Origin of the sequence: Atrimonas thermophila, assembly GCF_045864955.1 — a bacterium.
Taxonomy (GTDB): domain Bacteria; phylum Atribacterota; class Atribacteria; order Atribacterales; family Thermatribacteraceae; genus Thermatribacter; species Thermatribacter velox.
The window spans coordinates 829,949-849,597 of the sequence record NZ_AP028803.1; the positions used below are offsets into that span (position 1 = coordinate 829,949).

Consider the following 19,649-nt stretch of genomic DNA (forward strand, 5'->3'; position numbering starts at 1 on the left):
AGCTTTGAGAATTTATATTATAACATCAGCATACCACCATTGACATGGATGGTCTGCCCTGTGATGTAACCCGAAGCTTTTGAAGCGAGGAAAGCAACCGCTTCTGCAACGTCTTCAGGATATCCACCTCTTCTCATAGGTATTTGGTCTATCCACAATTTTTTGACTTCTTCAGGCAACCTGCGGGTCATATCAGTGTCTATAAAGCCTGGTGCCACAGCGTTGACCGTTATACCTCGTGCAGCCACTTCTCTGGCTAAGGATTTGGTAAAACCAAGTATTGCCGCCTTAGCGGTGGAGTAGTTGGTCTGTCCCGCATTACCCATGACTCCCACTACAGAAGAGATATTTATAATGCGGCCGTATTTTTGTTTTACCATATATTTCAAAACTTCTTTGGTAAAGTTGTAGGTTCCCTGCAGGCAAACATCGATAACTTTTTGCCAGTCTTCGTCCTTCATTCTCAAGAACAACCCGTCTCTGGTGATGCCGGCATTATTTACCAGGATGTCTATCCTTCCCCAAAAACTTATTATATCCTCTATCATTTTTTGCACTGCATCTCGATTGGTTACGTCCACGAGATACCCTCTGGCCTCTATGCCTGCAGAACGAAATTCTTCCACAGTTTCGGTTATCTCTTCTGGCTGACCAACATCATTGAAGGCAATACGGGCTCCACCTTTACCAAGTTTCAGAGCAATTGCTTTACCAATTCCTCGCCGTCCTCCAGTTATTATGGCCACCTGATTTTCAAAAGCACTCATGAAAGTTCGCCTCTTTCCAGTAGTTCTTTCAAATTCTTGCTCGTATGAGTAAAGGCAACTCTCACATCTGGATATTGTTTTTTAAGGAGGTTACCAAGGACCTTTCCAGGTCCTACTTCTATAAAAGTCCGATAGGCATGGTGATAGAGGTAATCAATTATCTCTCTCCAGCGAACCGTGCTGGTCATCTGTTCTATAAGTAGTTCCTTAATAACCTGAGGTTCTTCCACAGGCTTAGCGGTGACATTGCTTATGTAGGTATATTTTGGTTTTTTAAAGTCTATGTTTTCAAGAAAAGCGGCAAATTTATTTTTAGCTGGTTCCATAAACGAAGAGTGAAAAGGAGCGCTCACGTTTAAGGTTACCGCTCTTTTAGCCCCTCGTTCTCTGGCTCTGGACAAGAGGTCATTTTCAAGGGTCTTTTCCAAGGATATCACGACCTGATCCGGGCCATTAATGTTCGCAATTTCTATTCGTCCTTGCTGCAAAAGCTCACTAACCATCTCTTCCACTTCTTCTAAATCAAGGCCAATTATCGCTACCATGATACCTGTATTGGCTTCCACAGCTTCTTGCATTAACTTACCTCTTTGATGTACCAGGAAAACTGCTTCTTCAAAACCGATACTCTTTGCACAGGCAAGAGCCGAGTATTCCCCCAGACTGTGTCCGGCCACTACTTCAGGCTCAAAAGCATGTTTCTCCAAAATTGAAAAAATTAAAAAGCTGGTCGTCAGTATAACTGGTTGCGTGTAGTAAGTCAAGCTTAGCTCTTCCTCAGGTCCTTCCAGTGCAAGTTTCAGAAGGTCTCGATTGCAGATTTGGTTCGCAGTCTCAAATAGCTTTTTGGTTTGAGATGGAAAATCTTCTAAAAAAGTGCTTATCATACCTACTTTCTGAGAACCCTGACCAGGAAACAGAAACACAGATTTCTTCATTGCTCCACTACCTCAGCGTATAATCTGCTAATAGTCTGTTTGCACTCCTCCAAAAGCTCAGCAATAATTGCTTTAACGGGTTTGATATCATTAATCAATCCTGCAATCTGTCCCATCATTACTGACCCATCCTGAACATTACCGCAGGTAGCTTCTTTCAGTTTGCCAGCACCCAGCGCCTCTATTTCTTCCCTGCAAGCACCTTGCTTTTCCAGAAGTTCAAACTTACGAGCAAGCTTGTTTCTGAGACAGCGTACAGGATGTCCCGTAGATGTTCCTGTTACCACAGTAGAACGGTCCGAAGCTTTCACTATAGCTTCTTTGTAGGCAGGATGTACTTCACACTCCTCACTGCATATAAAACGGGTTCCTATTTGAACACCCTCTGCTCCAAGAGCAAAGCACGCTGCCATACCCCTTCCATCTGCTATTCCTCCTGCAGCAATAACTGGTACATCCAGAGCGTCTACCACCTGGGGAATCAAACAGAGCGTAGTAATTTCTCCCACGTGTCCCCCTGACTCCATTCCTTCTGCAATGACCATTCTGGCACCGTTTTTCTGCAAGCGCTTCGCTAAGGATACAGAAGCAACTACAGGAATGGTGATTATTCCGAGCTTTGCAAAATCCTCTATAAGGTGACCAGGATTGCCTGCTCCAGTAGTGACCACAGGAACTCTTTCTTCCTTAACCACCTTTATCTGCTCCTGAATTTGAGGAGAAAGGAGCATCAGGTTAACTCCGAATGGCTTGCTGGTAAGCGACCGGGTTCTACGGATTTCCGAGCGCAGCTCCTCTCCAGTCATGTTACCGGTACCAATGACCCCCAATCCACCGGCTTCAGATACCGCAGCAACCAGTGGGGCGGTAGCCACCCAGGCCATTCCTCCCTGAATGATGGGCACATCGATTCCCAGTATTTCAGTAACCCTTGTCTTCATTTTGCACCTCTTGCCTCTTCAGTGTTGAGTCTGGATAGTCGTTCTCGAATAGCAGGAACTATGCCATTTTCCACCAGTTCTTTGGCTTTCAAAATTGCGCTTTTAATACCTTTTGCCCTTGTTTTCCCATGGCATATCAGGCAGACCCCCTCCACTCCGAGCAATGGTGCTCCACCATATTCACTCCAATCGAAAGCCTTCCAGGTCTCTTTGATTCTCATTGCCAAAGCTGGTTCTGTGACGTTCTCCCGTATAATTTTGAAAATCAGTTCTATGATGCCTTCTCCAAACTTAAGCAACGCATTCCCCGTAAAACCATCACAAACCACCACATCTGCCTTGCCATCAACAATGTTGTAGCCCTCAACATTACCAATAAAATCAAAATTAAGCATATGCTCTCTACTTTTTAGGAGCTTATAGGCAGCCTTGGAAAGCTCGTTTCCCTTATTCTCTTCTTCACCTATGCTGAGGAGACCTACTTTGGGGTTGTCCAGACCCAGGGTGATTTTGGCATATTCTGCTCCCATAACTGCAAAGTGGAGCAGATGTCGGGGTTTACAATCAACATTAGCCCCTACATCGAGCAGCAAAGTATATGCCCTGGAGTTCGGTATAGAGGTAACAATGGCTGGTCTTTCTACACCAGCAATTCTCTCCAACCCCAGCCAGGCAGCTGCCATTACAGCTCCTGTGCTACCTGCAGACACAAAAGCATCGACTTTTTTCTCCGCCAGCAACTGAATTCCTCTACATATACTGGACAATGGTTTTTTGCGCACCGCTTCAGTAGGGTTCTCGTCCATGGCAATAATCTGGGGTGCATTTTCTATGGGAAACCTGGCCTCATCCATTTGGTATTCCGAATAAAGGCGGATTAGCTGTTCCCTTGGACCAACCAGGATTAAGCTACAGTCTTCAGTGTAGCTTTCTTTTACTCCTTTTAAGATCTCATGGGGTGCAAAATCTCCACCCCAGGCGTCAATCGCTATTTTCATGGGTGACGATGATTACTCCTCTTTTTCAACTATCTGCTTGCCGTTATAGTACCCGCACTCAGGGCAAATTCGATGAGGTAGTTTGGGCATGTGACAGTGGGGACAACTCACCAGGTTCGGTGCTTTTATGACCCAATGAGTTCTTCTTTTGTTTCTCCGACAGCGAGAAGTTTTATTGGTCAAATTCGCCATGATATCACCTCTTCCAATCCAGGTTGTAGGATAGTATAAAACATTTCTCGACTGCTTGCAAAAGAAATACTTGGTTAAGGTCGCCAGTTTTTCAATATTGCAAGACGAGGATCTATTTCCTCCCTCTGACAACTACAGCTTTCAAGGTTACGGTTCTTCCCGCAAACTGGACAAATACCTTTGCAATCCGGCTTACAGAGAGGCTTCATAGGCAAGTTAACGATGACACTTTCCCTGACTTCCTGGGTTATATCAAGGTAGCTCTCCTCTTCGACAAAATATTTTATTTCGTCAGCTTCTTTTGCTTCTGCTTCGATTTCAGATGAGCGGTGCAGCCGGTTCAAATTGCGACATTCAAGGCGCAAGTTCGCTGATAGGTCGTAAACAAACGGTTCCAGACATCTGGAGCAGGTGAGTATTAAAAGAGTGCTGATTTTACCCTCGATCATTATTTCGGTATCACAGTTGGTTATATCCAGCGAAGCATGAACTTTATCGGCAAAAAGAATCTTTTCCTGACGAAAATAAAAGGAATCCATTACTTCCTCTATTTCTTCGTGACTTTTCCCCCCGGCTCTTTTTTTAACATCCCCAATATAAACCTTCACTTCTGTCACCTCTTCTGAGCAACCAGCCTCCAGGTGTCCCGGGCAATCATCAGTTCCTCATTGGTAGGGACAACCATCACTTTTACGGGTGCCCCATCTTGGCTAATAACCGCCTCTTTTCTCCGAACGGTGTTTTTTGCTTCATCAATAGTTATACCCAGATGTTCAAGCCCTTCACATATTGATTTCCTGATATATGAGGAGTTTTCTCCGATTCCGGCCGTGAAAACCAGAGCGTCTAAACCACCCAGTACAGCATAATAGGCTCCAATGTATTTTTTTGCCCGATAGGCTATGAGGTCCAAGGTGAGTTGTGCTCTTGGATTGCTGGGTGCAGCATCTTCGATATCCCGGGTATCACTGCTGATTCCAGACACACCCAGAACTCCACTTTTTTTGTTAAGGATTTCGTCCATTTCTTTGATGGAGAGACCTTCTTTTTCCATCAAGAAAAGAACTATGGCAGGGTCAATATCTCCACAGCGAGTTCCCATTATCAGTCCCTCCAGGGGAGTAAAACCCATAGAGGTGTCAATTGATTCCCCGTTTTTTATCGCTGCAAAACTCACTCCGCTTCCCATGTGGCAGGTAATAAGCTTTAGAGAAGACAGGTCTCTTCTCAGTATTTTTGCAGCTCGTTCAGCAACGTAGCGGTGGGACGTTCCATGAAATCCGTATCTCCTGATGCGGTACTTTTCGTAATATTCATAAGGAATAGCATAGGTATAAGCATGGGGTGGCATAGTGGCATGGAAGGCAGTGTCAAAAACTGCAACTTGAGGAACATCAGGCAATACTGAGCGACAGGCTTCAATGCCCAGAATGTTGGGGGGATTATGGAGCGGAGCAAGCTGAACGTACTCGCGAACGGTTTCGATGACTTTCTCGTCAATCAGTACCGACTCACGGAATTTTTCTCCTCCATGTACCACTCTATGCCCTACTGCTTCAATTTCTTTCACATTCTGGATAACGCCTATTTGGGGATCAGTGAGCACCTCCAGTATCCACTCCAGAGCAACTTTGTGATTGTTCACTTCGCGTTCCCTAATTACTGATTTTTCATCATAATAGTGCTCAAGACGGGAACCAGGCAACCCTATGCGTTCCACAATACCCTTAGCAATGACCCTGCCCTGTTCTGGGTCTTGCATGTCAAAAAGCTGATACTTGACGGTAGAACTTCCACAATTTACAACCAGTATGAGCATCTTTCTACATCCTTTCTATTTCGTGGTTTTTATTCAAAATTGGGTTTGTAGCACAGTTACCGCTATCTGCAGCACAATATCTTCAGCCTTGCAACCTCGAGAAAGGTCATTAACCGGTTTCGCCAGGCCTTGCAAAATTGGTCCTATAGCCGTAGCTTTAGCCAGACGTTCTGTAAGCTTGTAAGCAATATTGCCAGCGTTGAGGTCTGGGAAGATTAAAACATTAGCCTTACCGGCAACGGGGCTACCTGGTGCCTTCCTCTGCCCCACTTCAGGAACTAAAGCCGCATCCGCCTGCAATTCTCCATCCAAAAGTAGCTCTGGGTTTAAAGAACGTGCGATTCTGGTAGCTTCTATCACTTTATCTACCAGTTCATGCTTGGCACTGCCCTTAGTTGAGAAAGAGAGCATGGCGACACAGGGAGTTACCCCGAGTAAAAGCTGTGCAGTCCTGGCAGTGGTTATCGCGATATAAGCCAGCTCCTCGGCACTGGGATTGGGGTTAAAGCCAGCATCTGCATAAAGGAAAGTTCCGTTTGCGCCATACGGGCAATCAGGAACCACCATCAAAAAGCAACTTGAAGCAAGTTTTATTCCTGGTGCGGTTTTGATGATTTGCAGAGCGGGTCTTATTACATCCGGGCTGGAAAGCACTGCTCCTGCAACGACCCCATCTACACGCCCTTCATAAAGCATCATACAGGCATAATACATTGGATTTTTCAACCATTCTCTGGCTTGATCCAAGGTAAGTCCCTTTTGCTTTCGTAGCTCGTGAAGTTTCTGGGCATATAGCTCCTTTTTTTCATCATCTTGAATGTTGAGGATTTCCACTTTCCCAAGGTCCAGACCCATGCTTTTTGCCTTGTTGCGTATGTTTTCCTCTTCTCCCAACAGAGTTACAGTTGCCAAGCCCTCGTTGGCAGCATCGTGCGCTGCTTTAATAACTCGTTCGTCATCGCCTTCTGGAAGAACGATCCGCTTTTTAAGGTTCTTGGCTTTTTGTTTTAATTTTTCCAGAATGTTCATGTTGCGATCTCCTTTCTATGTTTGAAATTTTTCTTTTAATTTTTTTTCAACGAAAGGGGGAACCAGCTTCGCTAAGCATCCTCCAAAGCGAGCTATCTCTTTTACCACAGTCGAGTTCAGATAAGAGTATTCAGAACTGGTAGGCAAAAACAGGGTTTCTATCTCGGGAGCCATTTTGCGATTTATCACAGCTATTTGAGTTTCGTATTCGTAATCCGAGATAGCTCTTAGTCCTCTGATTATGATGCGACATCCTTTCTGGCGTGCGAACCGTACCAGAAGACCACTAAAGGTTTCAATCTGCACGTTGGGTAGGTGTTCGGTGCTTTTTTGAAGCATTTCTTTGCGCTCTTCCAGTGTAAATAGCGGGGTTTTCTGAGGGTTGCTGAGCACAGCAACTACAAGCTGGGGAAATATCTTGCTCGCTCGCTCTATTATATCCAGGTGTCCGTTGGTAACCGGGTCAAAACTACCCGGATATATGGCGATTTCTGCCTTCGTAGGACATACCTTATCCTCCATGTACTTCTTCCTCTCTTTTCAGGTGTCCAATTAAGACCACGTTTTTACCGTATTCGCGTTTGTCTTCGACTTTAAAGAAAGGCAATTCTCCGCTCTCTGAATCTTTTGTTCTGGAGTAGCGTATTACAATCAAAGATTGCCCAAAAACCACCCTAAAATTATACAACTTTTCGATGGTTTTTAAATGGTTACTTGCAAAAGGAGGGTCAACAAAGGTTAGAGAGGGTCTCTCCTCAAGGTGGGGGAATTTCCTAAGTTTCAGGAAATCCAGACATAGCACCCTGGAATGCTCTTTTAGGGAACAGATTTCCAGATTTTTTTCAATCACCCGACAAACACGAGGATTCTTCTCCAGAAAATAAGCTTTTTTAGCTCCCCGACTCAGAGCTTCAATGCCCAGCGCTCCACTTCCTGAAAATATGTCGTAAACCACACTTTCTTCCAGCTCAAATTTAAGGATCTCAAAAAGAGCTTTTCTCAAAAAACCTTGCATCGGCCTTACCGCTTTTCCAGAAGGAACCAGAATCTTTCTTCCCTTTAATCTTCCACCCACTATGTGCAGGTAACCCATTAGCTTACCTCACCCAGATCGAGGTACTTTCCAAATTTTCTTTCCATTTCCCGGCGCAAGTTCTGGTAATTCCTGAGTTCGGGATCTTTGGTAAGTATAGCTTCTGCTTCCTGGTGTGCTTTTTCAAGTAAAGGCCAGTCTTCAAAGGGGTCTGCCAGATAGAACTCCGGAACGCCGTGCTGCCGCACACCGTAAAACTCGCCTGGTCCCCGTAGACGGAGATCTTCTTCGGCTATTCTAAAACCGTCTTCAGTAGAAGTCATTATTTTCATTCGCTGCCTTGCTTCTTCTGTGGTGGGATTGGCCAGCAAAATACACAAACCACGCACACTTCCTCTCCCTATTCTCCCCCTCAGCTGATGCAGCTGAGCCAAACCAAATCTTTCCGCATTTTCAATGACCATGCAGGTGGCGTTAGGCACGTCAATGCCCACCTCAATAACTGAAGTCGACACCAGAACATCTATGGCACGCTTCTCAAAACTGGCCATAATCTCCTCTTTCTCTTTTGAAGGGAGCCTTCCGTGTATGATGGCAATTCGCAAACCCTTAAACCATTTTTCTCGCAGCATTTCAGCTATTTCCTGAACGTTGCTGATTTCTTCTTCGCTTTCCTCGATAGCAGGACAAACTACGTATGCCTGTTCACCTTCTTCTATTCTGCTTCTCACTCTATTGTAAGCTTTAAAACGCTCCTTTATCGGGAAAAAGAGAGTTTCCACACCTTTCCGACCTACGGGTTTTTCATCAACAACCGAAACGTCCAGATCCCCATAAAGAGTTAGTGCCAGGGTACGGGGAATGGGAGTGGCCGTCATGACCAGGGTATGGGGAACGTGGGCCTTCTCTTTTAGTCTCGCCCTTTGCATGACTCCAAAGCGGTGCTGTTCGTCAACGATGACCAGGCCCAAGTTAGCAAACTGTACTTTCTCTTCTAAAAGTGCGTGAGTGCCGATAATCAGATTTATTTTCCCCTGAGCTATCTGGGATAATAACTCTGCTTTCTGCTTGCTATTGCCACCCTTGATTAGAGCAACCTTCAAACCGAGTTCTTCCAAAATGTCTCGGTAACGATGATAATGTTGTTCAGCAAGTATCTCAGTGGGAACCATGAGTGCTACCTGTTGCCCAGAGTCAATCACTTTCAGAGCAGAGAGAATAGCAACCAGTGTTTTCCCGGATCCCACGTCTCCCTGGATAAGTCGGTTCATAATAAATCCACTTTCCAAATCTCTGGATATCTCTTCAAAGACTCTCAATTGGGCACCAGTAAGTTTGAAAGGCAGTTTTGCAATAAATTCTTTTACCAATCTCGAACCTGATGGGCAGGGTGTCACTCTCAGCTTTTGCAACATATTTTTGCGAAGCTTCAAACTTAGGGCAAAAAGGATAAATTCTTCAAAAATAAGAGTAAGATGAGCCCGACTCCGGCGTTGTAGTAGTTCTTCGATGTTTTCCTCGCCAGGGTTATGCAGAAGATAAATAGCCTTTCTTTTCGGCAACAAATTGAGCCTCTGAACAGTCTCCTCGGGTAAGGTTTCTTCAAGGCTCGGCAAGTAGTTTTGCAAGGCGTACTCTACCAAGGAACGAATCTTTTTTTGGGAAAGCCCTTTGGTCAGACTGTAAACGGGCACAATCTTTTCAAAATTCTCTTTTTTAACTCGAGAAGCTGGCTCATACTCGAAATTGCTGGTCTCCATGCGCCCGCTGACAGAAGACCTTCTGAAGCGTCCCGTAACCAAGATTCTGGTTCCAGGACGCAGTATCCTGCTCAAATAATCTTGGTTGAAACACAAAAGGTCTGCAAGACCTGTATCATCGCCAATGGTTATTTTCAAAAGAGTACCCCTACGGATGTTTCTTCTGCGGATACTTATGACCTTTCCCTCTACCGTCTGGAGCATTCCTTCTTTAAGCGTGTCAATAGTGGTAGGATGTCCTCTATCCCGATAGGTTCTGGGGAAAAAGTAGATGAGGTCTTCAAGGGTTTTAATGTTAAGTTTGTTCAGCTTTTTCTCAAGAGCTGGACCAACCCCTTTGAGATAACGTACAGGTGTTTCAAGGCTTAAAGGCTTTTTTTGAGAAGTGGATGCTCTGTTTATTTGCGGTGCTGTTGCATTATTTTTTTGCAGAGTAGAGATGGCATTTTCTATCTCTTGTAGAAATCTTATTTTTTCGCTTTTTGGGAATAAAGGGTAGTTTTCTGCTTCTTCCACTAAATCAGAAGGTAAAATTGTAGACAGATGGTTTTTGATGAAACGATTGAACCCACCAATTACTGACAAGTTGTCTAACCTTTCTTTTTCCCTATGCAAGACTTTTTGCAAAAAACTCTTTTCTACGCTCACAAACTTTTATTTTAATACTTTTTTCAACAATGAAAAGTCAAATTGCCCCTTGCCTTGTTTATTCTAAATTGTTAATATTGTAGCCAGTTGCAACCACAGAAGCGGAAAGAGGGTGACAGCATGGCCAAATGTGAAATATGCGGCAAAAAACCGTCTTTTGGAAATCAAATCAGCCATTCCCATCGGGTAAGCCGTCGGATATGGCGTCCCAATATTCAAAAGGTAAGAGCTCTGATTAATGGCCAGCGGAGAAAAATAAGCGTATGCACTGCTTGTCTTAAGGCTGGAAAGGTTCAAAAAGCTTAAAGAGCGTGGTTTGGGCCACGCTCTTCTCGGGGGTTCTTAAAAACAAGGAGCCAAAGTTCTTAAGCCAACAAAACCCGATGGGATTTAATATGGCTTTATTTTTAAGGAAAGCCGTCTTACTTTTTCTTCAATTGCTTCTTCATCCGAAAAAACCAGCGATCCCGCAACAATAATAGAAGCTCCCCTTGAAGCCAGATATTCGATATTTTCTTCTTTTACTCCTCCATCAATTTCAATCTCTGTCCTCAAACCCCTGCGGGCTATTTCGCGGCGTAACTTGAGGATCTTTTCATCCATACCAGGCAACAATGTTTGCCCTCCAAAACCTGGGTTCACGGTAAGCAACAAGACCATTTCCAGCTTGGAAATAATCTCGGATACAAATTCTACCGGTGTTCCAGGGCAAAGAGCCACCGCTGCTTTTTTGCCGTGTTTTTTAATCAGGTTTATCGTTGCATCGAAATCCCTTTCGGCTTCCACGTGAAAACTGATGATATCAGCACCAGCCTCTGCAAATTCAGATATGTAACGACGTGGGGTTTCAATCATCAGATGCACGTCTATAGTGGCCTGAGGTAAAATTTTTTTCACCGCTTTGACGATGGGAACACCAAAGGTTATATTGGGTACAAAGTGGCCATCCATGACGTCTACGTGGATTACCTCTGCTCCTCCAGCTTGAGCAGCAAGCAATTGCTCCCTCAAGCGGGAAAAATCGCAAGACAGTATGGAAGGCGCAAGTTTTGCCATCCCCTCGTCCCCCTTCTTTTATCGCAATTCTTTCTCCCAGTAATAATAATCGTTAAGGTATATAATCACCCTACCAGCACCCTTGCTGGGAATGCTGATTTCAACCGTTTCTCCCCCTTGGTGGATACGACGATAGGCAACTCTTTCTCCAAGCTGGTCGTTAATGACCACCTTGACTTCTATGGGTTGTTTTGCCTCAGGAAGAGGGAAGCGCAGTTTTACTTCTTTCAGTCCCTCAATCTTTTTGTTGACCGTAAGATTAATAACTCCTCCTGGGGCAAGTTTTTCTCCTGGCAGGGGTTTTTGTGCTATCACTACTTCAGGAGCCTTCTCTGGAACCTCCACTTCTTCTATTTCGCCCAGGCGCAGTCCTCTTTGCTGGATGACGTTCCTGGCTTCCTGGATTCTTAAGCCTACCAGGTCGGGAACTTCAATCAGCGCAACCTCCTCTTCTCCTCCTTTGCTTACCAGAAGATTAATTGCCACATCCTTGTTTACCTTGCTTCCCGCAGGCGGACTCTGTGAGATAACGCAGCCTCTGGGCACTGACTCATGGAAAACTTCCGAAATTTTACCCACTTTTAACCCTTCGCTTTTTATAAGCTCTTCAGCTTCCTCCACCGGGAAGTTGCGTAAATCAGGAACAACGATGGTCTCAGCAGTTTCTCCAGGCCCTCCTTCCTGAGAAGAGGCAACGCTCACCTGATTGATGACTACTTTGACTCGGTTACCCTTTTTCAGCTTGCTCCCCGGAGGAGGTATCTGATGGATAACCACCTGAGGTGGTAGCTGAGGGTTACTTTCGGTTCTCATTACTTCCACATAAATGCCCAGCTTGTTTGCGGTGTTCAGGACGCTGAGCAAATCCTGGTTGGAAAAATCTGGCACTTCTATTTCACTGGTTGCGAAATAGGCGTGCAAAACGAAAAGGCCAAGGTAGCCGCTCAAAAGAAGACCAAAACCAAAAAATATGGCTGCTACAAAAGGACGAATGAGTTTCCAGACAAAAGTTTTCCCGACTTTCTTTTCCTTCTTTTTCACTCTCATCTCTTTCTCCAGGCAACAATAAACAGTCCATCCGAGCTAAAGTAGTGAGGCCATATTTCAATGCCTTTTTGCTTGTTTTCTACCAGGACCTTCCACCGCTCACTGTTTCGAAGCCTTTTTCTGATTCCTTCTGGCAGGTAAATTTCCAGATTTACTTTTTCCAGGTTAGGAACATTTTTTTCAAAAAACTCTACAACTTCCCAAGTTTCTTCATCGGTCAGGGTACATACACAGTATACCATGGTGCCCCCTTTTTTAAGATAGTTTGCAGCGTTACAAAGCATCTGTTTTTGAACCTCGGCTAATCTTCGCAGCGTTTGCTGATTGTTACGAAAGAGCACTTCCGGGTTTTTCCTGATAGTTCCACATCCAGAACATGGAGCATCCACCAGGACCCGGTCAGCAGTTTCCTTAAGCTCTGGGATGGGCGATGTCGCATCCCTGGACAGGGGTTTTACAATTTCAATCCCCATACGTTGCACATTCTTGAACAACTGTTTCAAAAGTTTCTTCTGTTTATCAATGGCAATGATTTCTCCTTGATTTTGCATTAGTTGGGCAAGGTGGGTCGTTTTACCTCCAGAACCACAGCCCACCTCGATCACTACTTCTCCTGGTTGGGGCTGAAGCAAGTGTGCTACCAACTGAGAAGAAAGATCCTGAATGTAAAACATTCCATTTCTATATTCCTGAGTTTTGCAGAGCTCATGGTAATCACCCTTTTTTACTGCCAGTGCCTCGGGTGGAAAAAGTAAAGGTTCGGCCTCAATATCTCTTTTCGAAAGCAAATGGGCAAGCTGGTCAGCACCCACCTTAAGGGTGTTGGCCCTCAGAAATAGCACAGGTGGCAGAGCAAGAGACTTCACTACGTTTTCCAGTTCCTTGCCAAGTTTGTTCATCCATTGCTCGTGGAGCCAGGGAGGAAGCTCTACTCCTCCTTCCAAAATTTTAAGGTACTGATCAACCTGTCCAGCGATGTTTCTAAGTGTAGCGTTAACCAGGGCGGAGAAATTTCCAGCGTATAACCTTTTACTTATTTCTACAGCTTCATTTACCACAACGCTTTTGGGAGTGCTTACATTGAAGAGAAGTTGGAAAGTAGCCAAACGTAGCAAATTCTGGATGGATAAAGGAAGCCTCTCCCATTTGGGAAGAAAAGTCCGGCATATAGAGTCGAGTTGCAGGGAGTGTTTAACCACACCCCTGCAAAGCCTTATCAAATTTTCTTTATCCGTTCCCCGGTTCCTGGAAGATTTTAAATAAAGGTTGTATGCCTGGTCCAAGCGTTGAACCTTGCCCTGATAAAATGCATCGAGTATTTTCAGTATATCTCTTTTGAGAACTATAAATTCCTGCTTCAATCTCTGCTCTCACGCAACAAGAAAAGTCTAAGGAGTTGTAAGGCGGCCATTGCAGTGGCTGCTACATAAGTCAGAGCTGCCGCATTAAGCATTTTTTTGACCAGTGGTTTCTCATCTTCGCCGACTATACCGGCTTGGGCAAGGAGTACATAGGCCCTGCGACTGGCATCGTACTCAACTGGCAAGGTAATTAACTGGAAGAGCACTGCTGCACTAAAAAATATGATTCCGATATCCATTAAAACAGGGATGTAAAAAAGAAAACCGATGAAAAAAAGAGGCAGCGCTAATTGAGAACCAAAGCTGGCTACTGGTACCAGAGTTGAACGTAGAGAAAAAGCTGGATACGCTTCCCTTTTTTGTAAGGCATGGCCCACCTCGTGAGCAGCCACGCTATAGTCGGCTACAGAGCGTCCCCGAGCCACAGAGTGTGAGAGCCGCAAAACTTCATGGCGAGGATCGTAGTGATCATTGAGTGTTCCGGGTATTTCCTCGATCCGAATTGGCAACCCCAGAGTCTGAATCAAGAGCTGGGCTACTTCTTTGCCGGTAAGACCCGTCCTGGCTCTCCTCCTGGATAGCTCTGCGTAGGTCCCAGAAACCTTGCTTTGAGCGTAAAAGGCAAGAATCAGAGCCGGTATCAGCAGTAAAAAGGTGTAATCAAAAAAGAAGGGATAAAACATGCTGCTCACCTCCTATTCAAAGCGTTCTCCAGTTTTCAAGCGATAGCCACAGCAAAATTCCCAGGAGTAAAGAGGTTTCTTGCTCTCTGGATGCAACCTTTCAATCAGTAGATTTTTATCCAGAGCACTCACGACAATCCCCTCTTTTCTAATGTCTACAATAGTCCCTGGTTTTTGGATGCTTTGAGTGGTGCCTTCTTCAAGCCTGATTTTAAGGACTTTTACCTTCCTACCTCGAAAATAGCAGAAAGCTCCGGGAGTTGGTGCAAAAGCTCTCACCTGGTTAATGATTTCCAGAGCTGGTTTGGCCCAGGAGATTCGCAACATTTCCTTTTTTATTTTTGGTGCATAGCTGGCTTCTTCTTCACTTTGGGGAGTGGGCTTTATCCCACCCGACACCCAAGCAGGTATTACCCTGAGTAACTCCTGACCGCCGATTTGTCCCAGTTTTTTAGTGAGGCTGCCGTAATCATCTTCAACCTCAATGGGAAGTGCTTTCTGGCCGAGTATTGGTCCAGTATCCATTCCTTCATCCATAAGCATAATTGAAACGCCGGCTTCCTTCTCTCCGCGAAGAAGCATCCATCTTATCGGGTCTGCTCCTCGGTAGCGAGGTAGTAAAGAGGCATGCACGTTGATGCATCCCCACTTGGGAATTTCCAGCACTTCTCGCTTAAGAATCTGCCCATAAGCAGCGACAACGATCAGATCTGGACTTTCCTGTTTTAAGAACTCTACAAACTCCCGCTGATTAACTTTTTCTGGTTGAAAAACGGGAATCTCCTTGTTTTCAGAAAGAACAAATCTTTTCAGGGGAGGAGGCATTATCCTGCGTCCCCGCCCACAGGCGCGGTCAGGCTGAGTTACTATGCCCTTAATCTGATCCTGAAACTGACTTTTAAGAAGGACTTTAAAGACCTCTACCGCAAATTCCGAAGTACCCATAAAAAATATTTTCATGGTTCTTCCTTTTCTCTCCGAGCTATCTGTTTCAATTTCCCATTGATAAGCAATCTTCTCGCAGGGGCCAGACGGTCTATAAAAAGCGTTCCGTTTAAATGGTCAATTTCATGCTGGAGAATTCTTGCCAACAGACCTTCTGCGGCTATTTGAATCTCCTTTCCATTGATATCCAGAGCCTTAACAAAGGTTTTTTCGGCTCTCTCCACTTTGGCGTACAAGCCTGGCAAGCTCAGGCAACCTTCTTCCTGAAGTTCTCCGTCATCGGATTTTTCCACTATCTCCGGATTTATAAGGTGCAAAACTTTTTGTTGTTCCGGGTGCACCAGAGTCACCAGGCGCAACAGAACTCCTACCTGGTTCCCAGCAAGCCCGATGCCTGAAGAGGCCAGCATGGTCTCTTCCATATCTTGAAGTATGGAAACGATTCTACCATCTATCGAAGTGACGGGCTGCGCCTTCTCTCTTAATAAGGGGTTCCCATAGAGAACTATTTTACGAACCATTTTATTTTTCCTCCACTTTTTCTATCTTCCTAATAGGATACCTTACAGCGCACCTTTACGCTACCTGCTGATTTGAGCAGGGGTTCGGCCTTCAGATATATATCTTCCAGGTCCTCTTGAGGCACCAATACAGTAAGCTCTGCCTGCAGTGTGCCTCTTTTTCTAAAGCCTTCTCCAGAATAGGGGCCAAAGATATCAAATTTCTTCTCTTGAGCGCTCACTAAAAGCTCACGCAATTGATTTAAAACCTGAAAAGATTGCTTTTTATTCCTTCCCTCTGCAGCAATGCGAACCATAGCTCTAAAAGGGGGGTAACCACTTCTCTTGCGTTTCTCAATTTCTTCTTGAAAGAGCGTTTGCCACTTTTTGGGAAACTGGTTCAGAAAATCTTGAAACTGCTTTCTGGTCTGAATAATGATTTTTGCTTGGTAAGCAGGCAAGTCTTCTCCCAGAAAAAGAAACGCTTTGTAAAAGGACAAAAGAAATCGTTCTCGAGCTTCAAAGTCGGGCAAAAGAAACCAATCTTCCAAAGACTCTATTATTAGTAAGGATGACTCACGCAATAATTTTTCTTGCAATATCGAAGTGGTTCCTACCAGAAGAAGTGAATCTTGGCGAATTTCAAACTTACCTTTTTCGAGAGTTTCAAAATCAATTCTTTGAATTCCTACTCCGGGAAAAAGTTTTTTGAGCTCTTCTTCAACTTTTTCTGTTCCCGCTCCCCAACCCTCAAACCAGGTTCCTCCACAACGCGGACAAACCGGAGCCGGCGATAATTTCTGACCACAGAGGGGACAAATCAGCTGCCTGGAATGGGCGTGGAAACGCATGGCTATGTTACACATCGCGCATGAATAGTAAAATCCGCACTCTTTACAGCCCAGTGCGGCAGCATATCCGCTTTTTTGAACCAGAATTAGGCTTCTGATACCTGCTCTAAGATTTTCTGAGATGGCTTTTTGGGCAAAAAGGGAGAAAATCTTACCGGGTTTTTCTTGGACCACGGTAGTTACCTTTTTGGAAGTAGCACCTCGAGACTCGAAAACAGGCTTGAGAGAAGCCCATTTTCCTTCCAGGAGACAAAAATACAGATAAAGGTTTGGAATACGACACAGGGCTATCAGCATGCCCCCAAAAACCTTGACTTTGGCCTCCAGAATAGTCAAAGAATTGTAATAAGGATGTTTCGAAGAGAAGTGGCCTCGCTCCTCCGGGTCGATGATAAGGTAATTATGAATGCCCTGGGTTGGTAGAAAGAGAGAAAGATTTGATCCTACGATAACGTCAAAAGTCCCGGCTACAACTTCTTGATGAAGTTTGAACCTTTTGGAAGGAGATACTCTGCTATCAAAGCGAATGAGTTTCAGATCTGGAAAGTTTTCTTGGATAAATTCTGCATAGCGGTCCAGCATTGCAAGTTCGGGAAAAACGAGGTGAGTTTTCTCTTTTTTCTCTGCAACGTGCTCTTGCAAAAACTGTCTCAAAAAACGGAACCGATCTTCCTCAAAGGCCAGTTGACAGCACAGAAAACGTCTGTGAGACAGAAAACAATCCCGAGGACAAGATTCCTTGCTCGGTAGGACACTTCTCTTAAGGGCGCTTATTTTGGGAACATACAGAGCTAATATTTCGCCAAGCGGCGCAAAGAAAGCTATGGAGAGTCTTTTTGCCAGATCGAGGTAAGCAGTCGTCAATGGCTGTAAAGGTAAAAGCTGTAAAATTTCCTTAAAATTCTCCACGTCATGGTGTTCAGCAAGCTCAACTACCACTCCAGTTAGCTTTCGAGAATGAAAATCTACCTGAACAATACTTCCAGGGGTTATTTCGTTGATAAACTTTTCTGGAACGAAGTAAGAAAAAGTTTGGAAAAGGGGTACTGGCAAAGCAACCTGTGCCAAAAGCATTACTGTTGCAGGAAGTCTTTTAAATACAAAAAAATCTTTTCTGCCAGGTCTCTTTTATCAAGAAGTGGAAGCTCCACTTCTTTACCTTCGCGGTTTATGATCCAGGCCTTGTTAGTTAAAACCTCAAAACCAGATTTCTCTTTGTCGACCAAATTGGCAACTATCAGGTCAAGATTTTTCTCCCGCAGCTTCCTCCTACCCTCTTCAAGGGGATTATCGGTTTCAGCACAAAAACCCACCACCACTTGCTCAGGTCTTTTAGTTCTACTCACCATCGAAAGGATATCAGGAGTAGGAACTAACCGGAGCTCAAGCGTTTCTTGCTGATACTTCTTAATCTTCGAAGGCTTTTGCGTCTCAGGCCTGAAATCCGAAACCGCTGCACTCATAAACAGGAAGTCATAGCTCGGAAAAAGCTTTTGGGTCTTTTCCGCCAGTTGCAAAGCAGTGTCTATTTCCTCCCTTTCCACAGAAGCGGGAACACGAAGGTGAGTCTTGCCACTAATCAAGGTAACCTCCGCACCCAGTGCTTTGGCTTGAGCAGCTAAAGAATAACCCATGATACCGCTTGATGGATTAGAAATATAGCGCACAGGGTCCACCCATTCACGTGTTGCTCCCGCAGTGACCAGTACCTTCTTCCCCAAGAGAAATTTGTCGCTGTATACGAAATAGAACATTTCTTCGATTATATTCTCTACTTCAGGTAGTCTACCTTCTCCTTCTTCCCCACAGGCCAGCGTTCCACTCTCTGGCAAAAGAACCCTGACATTTCGCCTTTTGAGTACATTTAGGTTTTCCTGTACAACTGGGTTTCTCCACATCCTATGGTTCATAGCAGGTACAATGAGCAATTTCTGTGGTTCTACTAAACACAGGGTTGATAGCAAGTCGTCTCCAATACCACAAGCTATCTTAGCTATTATGTTAGCTGTAGCTGGTGCAACAAGGATCAGATCATTTTTTCGAGCTAATTCTATATGCAAAATTTTTCCTTCAGCATTAAAAAGGTGGTCATGGACTTTTCTGCCTGTGAGAGCTTCAAAAGTGCTTTTACCAACAAAATACTGGGCATTATCCGTCATAACTACCTGAACGTTAGCTCCGGATTTTACCAAGTAACTTACCAGATGCGCTATTTTAAATGCAGCGATACCCCCGCAAATTCCAACCAGGATATTTTTATTCTTCCAGAGGTTGCTCGGGTGATAAATCATCTTCTTGGGGTTCGTAAAACTCAATTTTGTCCTCAACTACTTCCTGAATAGCTACAAAGATAGGCTTATGAGGTTTGTCCAGCTCTACCAGGGGGGTGGCTCCTTCGCTTATTTGTTTTGCCCTTTTGGCAACAACGGTGGTCAAGGTATATCTATCTCCAGTTTTTTCAAGCAGTTTATCTATGGGAATCATGGCCCCTTTTCGCCTCCCCAAAAATGAGGTTTCCTTATCCTGCACCGTTCAGCAATGATAATTGACAATAATTTGTTTACCGCTTCTTCAAGCTGGTCGTTAACTACCAGATAATCATAATCAGAAATGCACTGCATTTCAATACGTGCATTAGTCATGCGAAGGAGTATTTCATCTTCACGGTCCGTATTCCGCTTTTTCAACCTTTCCTCCAAGGCCTTAAGTGAGGGAGGTGCTATAAAGATAAAAACTCCTCCCTTGAAATTTTTCTTGACCTGCTTCGCTCCTTGAACATCTATCTCCAAAATCACGTCTTCCCCTTTTTTCAGCCATTCCTCAATGGGTTTGCGAGGGGTTCCATAGTAATTACCGTGCACTCTGGCCCATTCCAGGAACTCCCCTTGGCGTTTCATCGCTTCAAAAGTCGAAAGATCCACAAACAAATAGTCTACCCCATTGATTTCGCCTTCACGCGGAGGCCTGGTAGTACAGGAAATGGAGTATCGAAGCCCCGAACATCTTTTCATTACTTCTTTTCTAACTGTGCTTTTCCCCACCCCTGAGGGTCCCGAGATGACAAAAAGAATGCCCGCCATT

General features: G+C 44.6%; 22 protein-coding genes. 1 reads left to right on the plus strand and 21 read right to left on the minus strand.

All coding sequences use genetic code 11. The features are described from left to right. Positions 1-17 precede the first annotated feature (17 nt). From fabG to recG, 11 genes are all read right to left on the minus strand, one after another. A complete protein-coding gene (fabG, locus tag ACKTT1_RS04390) occupies positions 18-767 on the minus strand; it encodes a 3-oxoacyl-[acyl-carrier-protein] reductase (protein WP_369017351.1) in 750 nt (249 codons plus the stop codon). Next, entirely contained in the window at positions 764-1,705 is a 942-nt protein-coding gene (fabD, locus tag ACKTT1_RS04395) for an ACP S-malonyltransferase (protein ID WP_369017350.1), read from the minus strand. Before fabD ends, fabG begins: the two co-directional genes overlap by 4 nt. Continuing rightward, on the minus strand, positions 1,702-2,646 hold the full coding sequence (gene fabK / locus ACKTT1_RS04400) for an enoyl-[acyl-carrier-protein] reductase FabK (RefSeq protein WP_369017349.1): 945 nt from the start codon (positions 2,644-2,646) through the stop codon (positions 1,702-1,704). Before fabK ends, fabD begins: the two co-directional genes overlap by 4 nt. Next, positions 2,643-3,644 (minus strand): phosphate acyltransferase PlsX, encoded by a 1,002-nt coding sequence (plsX, locus tag ACKTT1_RS04405; RefSeq protein ID WP_412710315.1) that lies wholly within the window; start codon positions 3,642-3,644, stop codon positions 2,643-2,645. Before plsX ends, fabK begins: the two co-directional genes overlap by 4 nt. A gap of 12 nt (positions 3,645-3,656) precedes the next feature. Next, complete coding sequence (gene rpmF, locus ACKTT1_RS04410) at positions 3,657-3,836, minus strand: 50S ribosomal protein L32 (RefSeq protein WP_369017347.1); 180 nt, start codon at positions 3,834-3,836, stop codon at positions 3,657-3,659. A 74-nt stretch (positions 3,837-3,910) separates the two neighbouring features. Beyond that, on the minus strand, positions 3,911-4,444 hold the full coding sequence (locus ACKTT1_RS04415) for a YceD family protein (protein WP_412710316.1): 534 nt from the start codon (positions 4,442-4,444) through the stop codon (positions 3,911-3,913). Positions 4,445-4,449: 5 nt separating this feature from the next. After that, positions 4,450-5,655, minus strand: a complete 1,206-nt coding sequence (locus ACKTT1_RS04420; RefSeq protein WP_412710317.1) for an acetate/propionate family kinase — start codon at positions 5,653-5,655, stop codon at positions 4,450-4,452. A gap of 33 nt (positions 5,656-5,688) precedes the next feature. Continuing rightward, positions 5,689-6,684: a phosphate acetyltransferase gene (gene pta / locus ACKTT1_RS04425; RefSeq protein ID WP_412710318.1), complete on the minus strand. Its 996-nt coding sequence runs from the start codon at positions 6,682-6,684 to the stop codon at positions 5,689-5,691. Between the two features lie 15 nt (positions 6,685-6,699). After that, positions 6,700-7,206, minus strand: coding sequence for a pantetheine-phosphate adenylyltransferase (coaD, locus tag ACKTT1_RS04430; RefSeq protein ID WP_369017343.1), 507 nt, complete (start codon positions 7,204-7,206; stop codon positions 6,700-6,702). After that, entirely contained in the window at positions 7,196-7,777 is a 582-nt protein-coding gene (gene rsmD / locus ACKTT1_RS04435; protein ID WP_369017342.1) for a 16S rRNA (guanine(966)-N(2))-methyltransferase RsmD, read from the minus strand. Before rsmD ends, coaD begins: the two co-directional genes overlap by 11 nt. Further along, a complete protein-coding gene (gene recG / locus ACKTT1_RS04440) occupies positions 7,777-10,125 on the minus strand; it encodes an ATP-dependent DNA helicase RecG (RefSeq protein WP_412710319.1) in 2,349 nt (782 codons plus the stop codon). The genes rsmD and recG overlap by 1 nt, the downstream gene beginning before the upstream one ends. A gap of 120 nt (positions 10,126-10,245) precedes the next feature. On the opposite strand from recG, the gene rpmB reads away from it, so the two are divergent. Next, positions 10,246-10,431, plus strand: coding sequence for a 50S ribosomal protein L28 (gene rpmB / locus ACKTT1_RS04445; RefSeq protein ID WP_369017340.1), 186 nt, complete (start codon positions 10,246-10,248; stop codon positions 10,429-10,431). Positions 10,432-10,515: 84 nt separating this feature from the next. Here the strand turns inward: rpmB and rpe are convergent, their stop codons facing one another. The 10 genes from rpe to gmk are packed head-to-tail and all read right to left on the minus strand — an operon-like array spanning position 10,516 to position 19,648. Then, the gene (gene rpe / locus ACKTT1_RS04450) at positions 10,516-11,181 is read right to left on the minus strand and encodes a ribulose-phosphate 3-epimerase (protein ID WP_369017339.1); all 666 of its coding nucleotides are present in this window, start codon (positions 11,179-11,181) and stop codon (positions 10,516-10,518) included. An 18-nt stretch (positions 11,182-11,199) separates the two neighbouring features. Beyond that, on the minus strand, positions 11,200-12,222 hold the full coding sequence (locus ACKTT1_RS04455) for a PASTA domain-containing protein (protein ID WP_369017338.1): 1,023 nt from the start codon (positions 12,220-12,222) through the stop codon (positions 11,200-11,202). Positions 12,223-12,224: 2 nt separating this feature from the next. Continuing rightward, positions 12,225-13,589, minus strand: a complete 1,365-nt coding sequence (locus tag ACKTT1_RS04460; protein WP_412710320.1) for a transcription antitermination factor NusB — start codon at positions 13,587-13,589, stop codon at positions 12,225-12,227. Beyond that, positions 13,586-14,272 carry a zinc metallopeptidase gene (locus ACKTT1_RS04465; RefSeq protein WP_412710321.1) on the minus strand — a complete coding sequence of 229 codons (687 nt, stop codon included), beginning with the start codon at positions 14,270-14,272 and terminating at the stop codon, positions 13,586-13,588. The genes ACKTT1_RS04460 and ACKTT1_RS04465 overlap by 4 nt, the downstream gene beginning before the upstream one ends. A 12-nt stretch (positions 14,273-14,284) precedes the next feature. Further along, positions 14,285-15,232 (minus strand): methionyl-tRNA formyltransferase, encoded by a 948-nt coding sequence (fmt, locus tag ACKTT1_RS04470; protein ID WP_412710322.1) that lies wholly within the window; start codon positions 15,230-15,232, stop codon positions 14,285-14,287. Then, a complete protein-coding gene (gene def / locus ACKTT1_RS04475) occupies positions 15,229-15,738 on the minus strand; it encodes a peptide deformylase (RefSeq protein ID WP_412710323.1) in 510 nt (169 codons plus the stop codon). The genes fmt and def overlap by 4 nt, the downstream gene beginning before the upstream one ends. Before the next feature lie 29 nt (positions 15,739-15,767). Next, positions 15,768-17,642 (minus strand): hypothetical protein, encoded by a 1,875-nt coding sequence (locus tag ACKTT1_RS04480; RefSeq protein ID WP_412710324.1) that lies wholly within the window; start codon positions 17,640-17,642, stop codon positions 15,768-15,770. After that, positions 17,642-18,859, minus strand: a complete 1,218-nt coding sequence (coaBC, locus tag ACKTT1_RS04485; protein ID WP_412710325.1) for a bifunctional phosphopantothenoylcysteine decarboxylase/phosphopantothenate--cysteine ligase CoaBC — start codon at positions 18,857-18,859, stop codon at positions 17,642-17,644. Before coaBC ends, ACKTT1_RS04480 begins: the two co-directional genes overlap by 1 nt. Continuing rightward, positions 18,825-19,052, minus strand: a complete 228-nt coding sequence (rpoZ, locus tag ACKTT1_RS04490; protein WP_369017331.1) for a DNA-directed RNA polymerase subunit omega — start codon at positions 19,050-19,052, stop codon at positions 18,825-18,827. The genes coaBC and rpoZ overlap by 35 nt, the downstream gene beginning before the upstream one ends. After that, positions 19,049-19,648 carry a guanylate kinase gene (gene gmk / locus ACKTT1_RS04495; protein WP_412710326.1) on the minus strand — a complete coding sequence of 200 codons (600 nt, stop codon included), beginning with the start codon at positions 19,646-19,648 and terminating at the stop codon, positions 19,049-19,051. Before gmk ends, rpoZ begins: the two co-directional genes overlap by 4 nt. Position 19,649 lies beyond the last annotated feature (1 nt).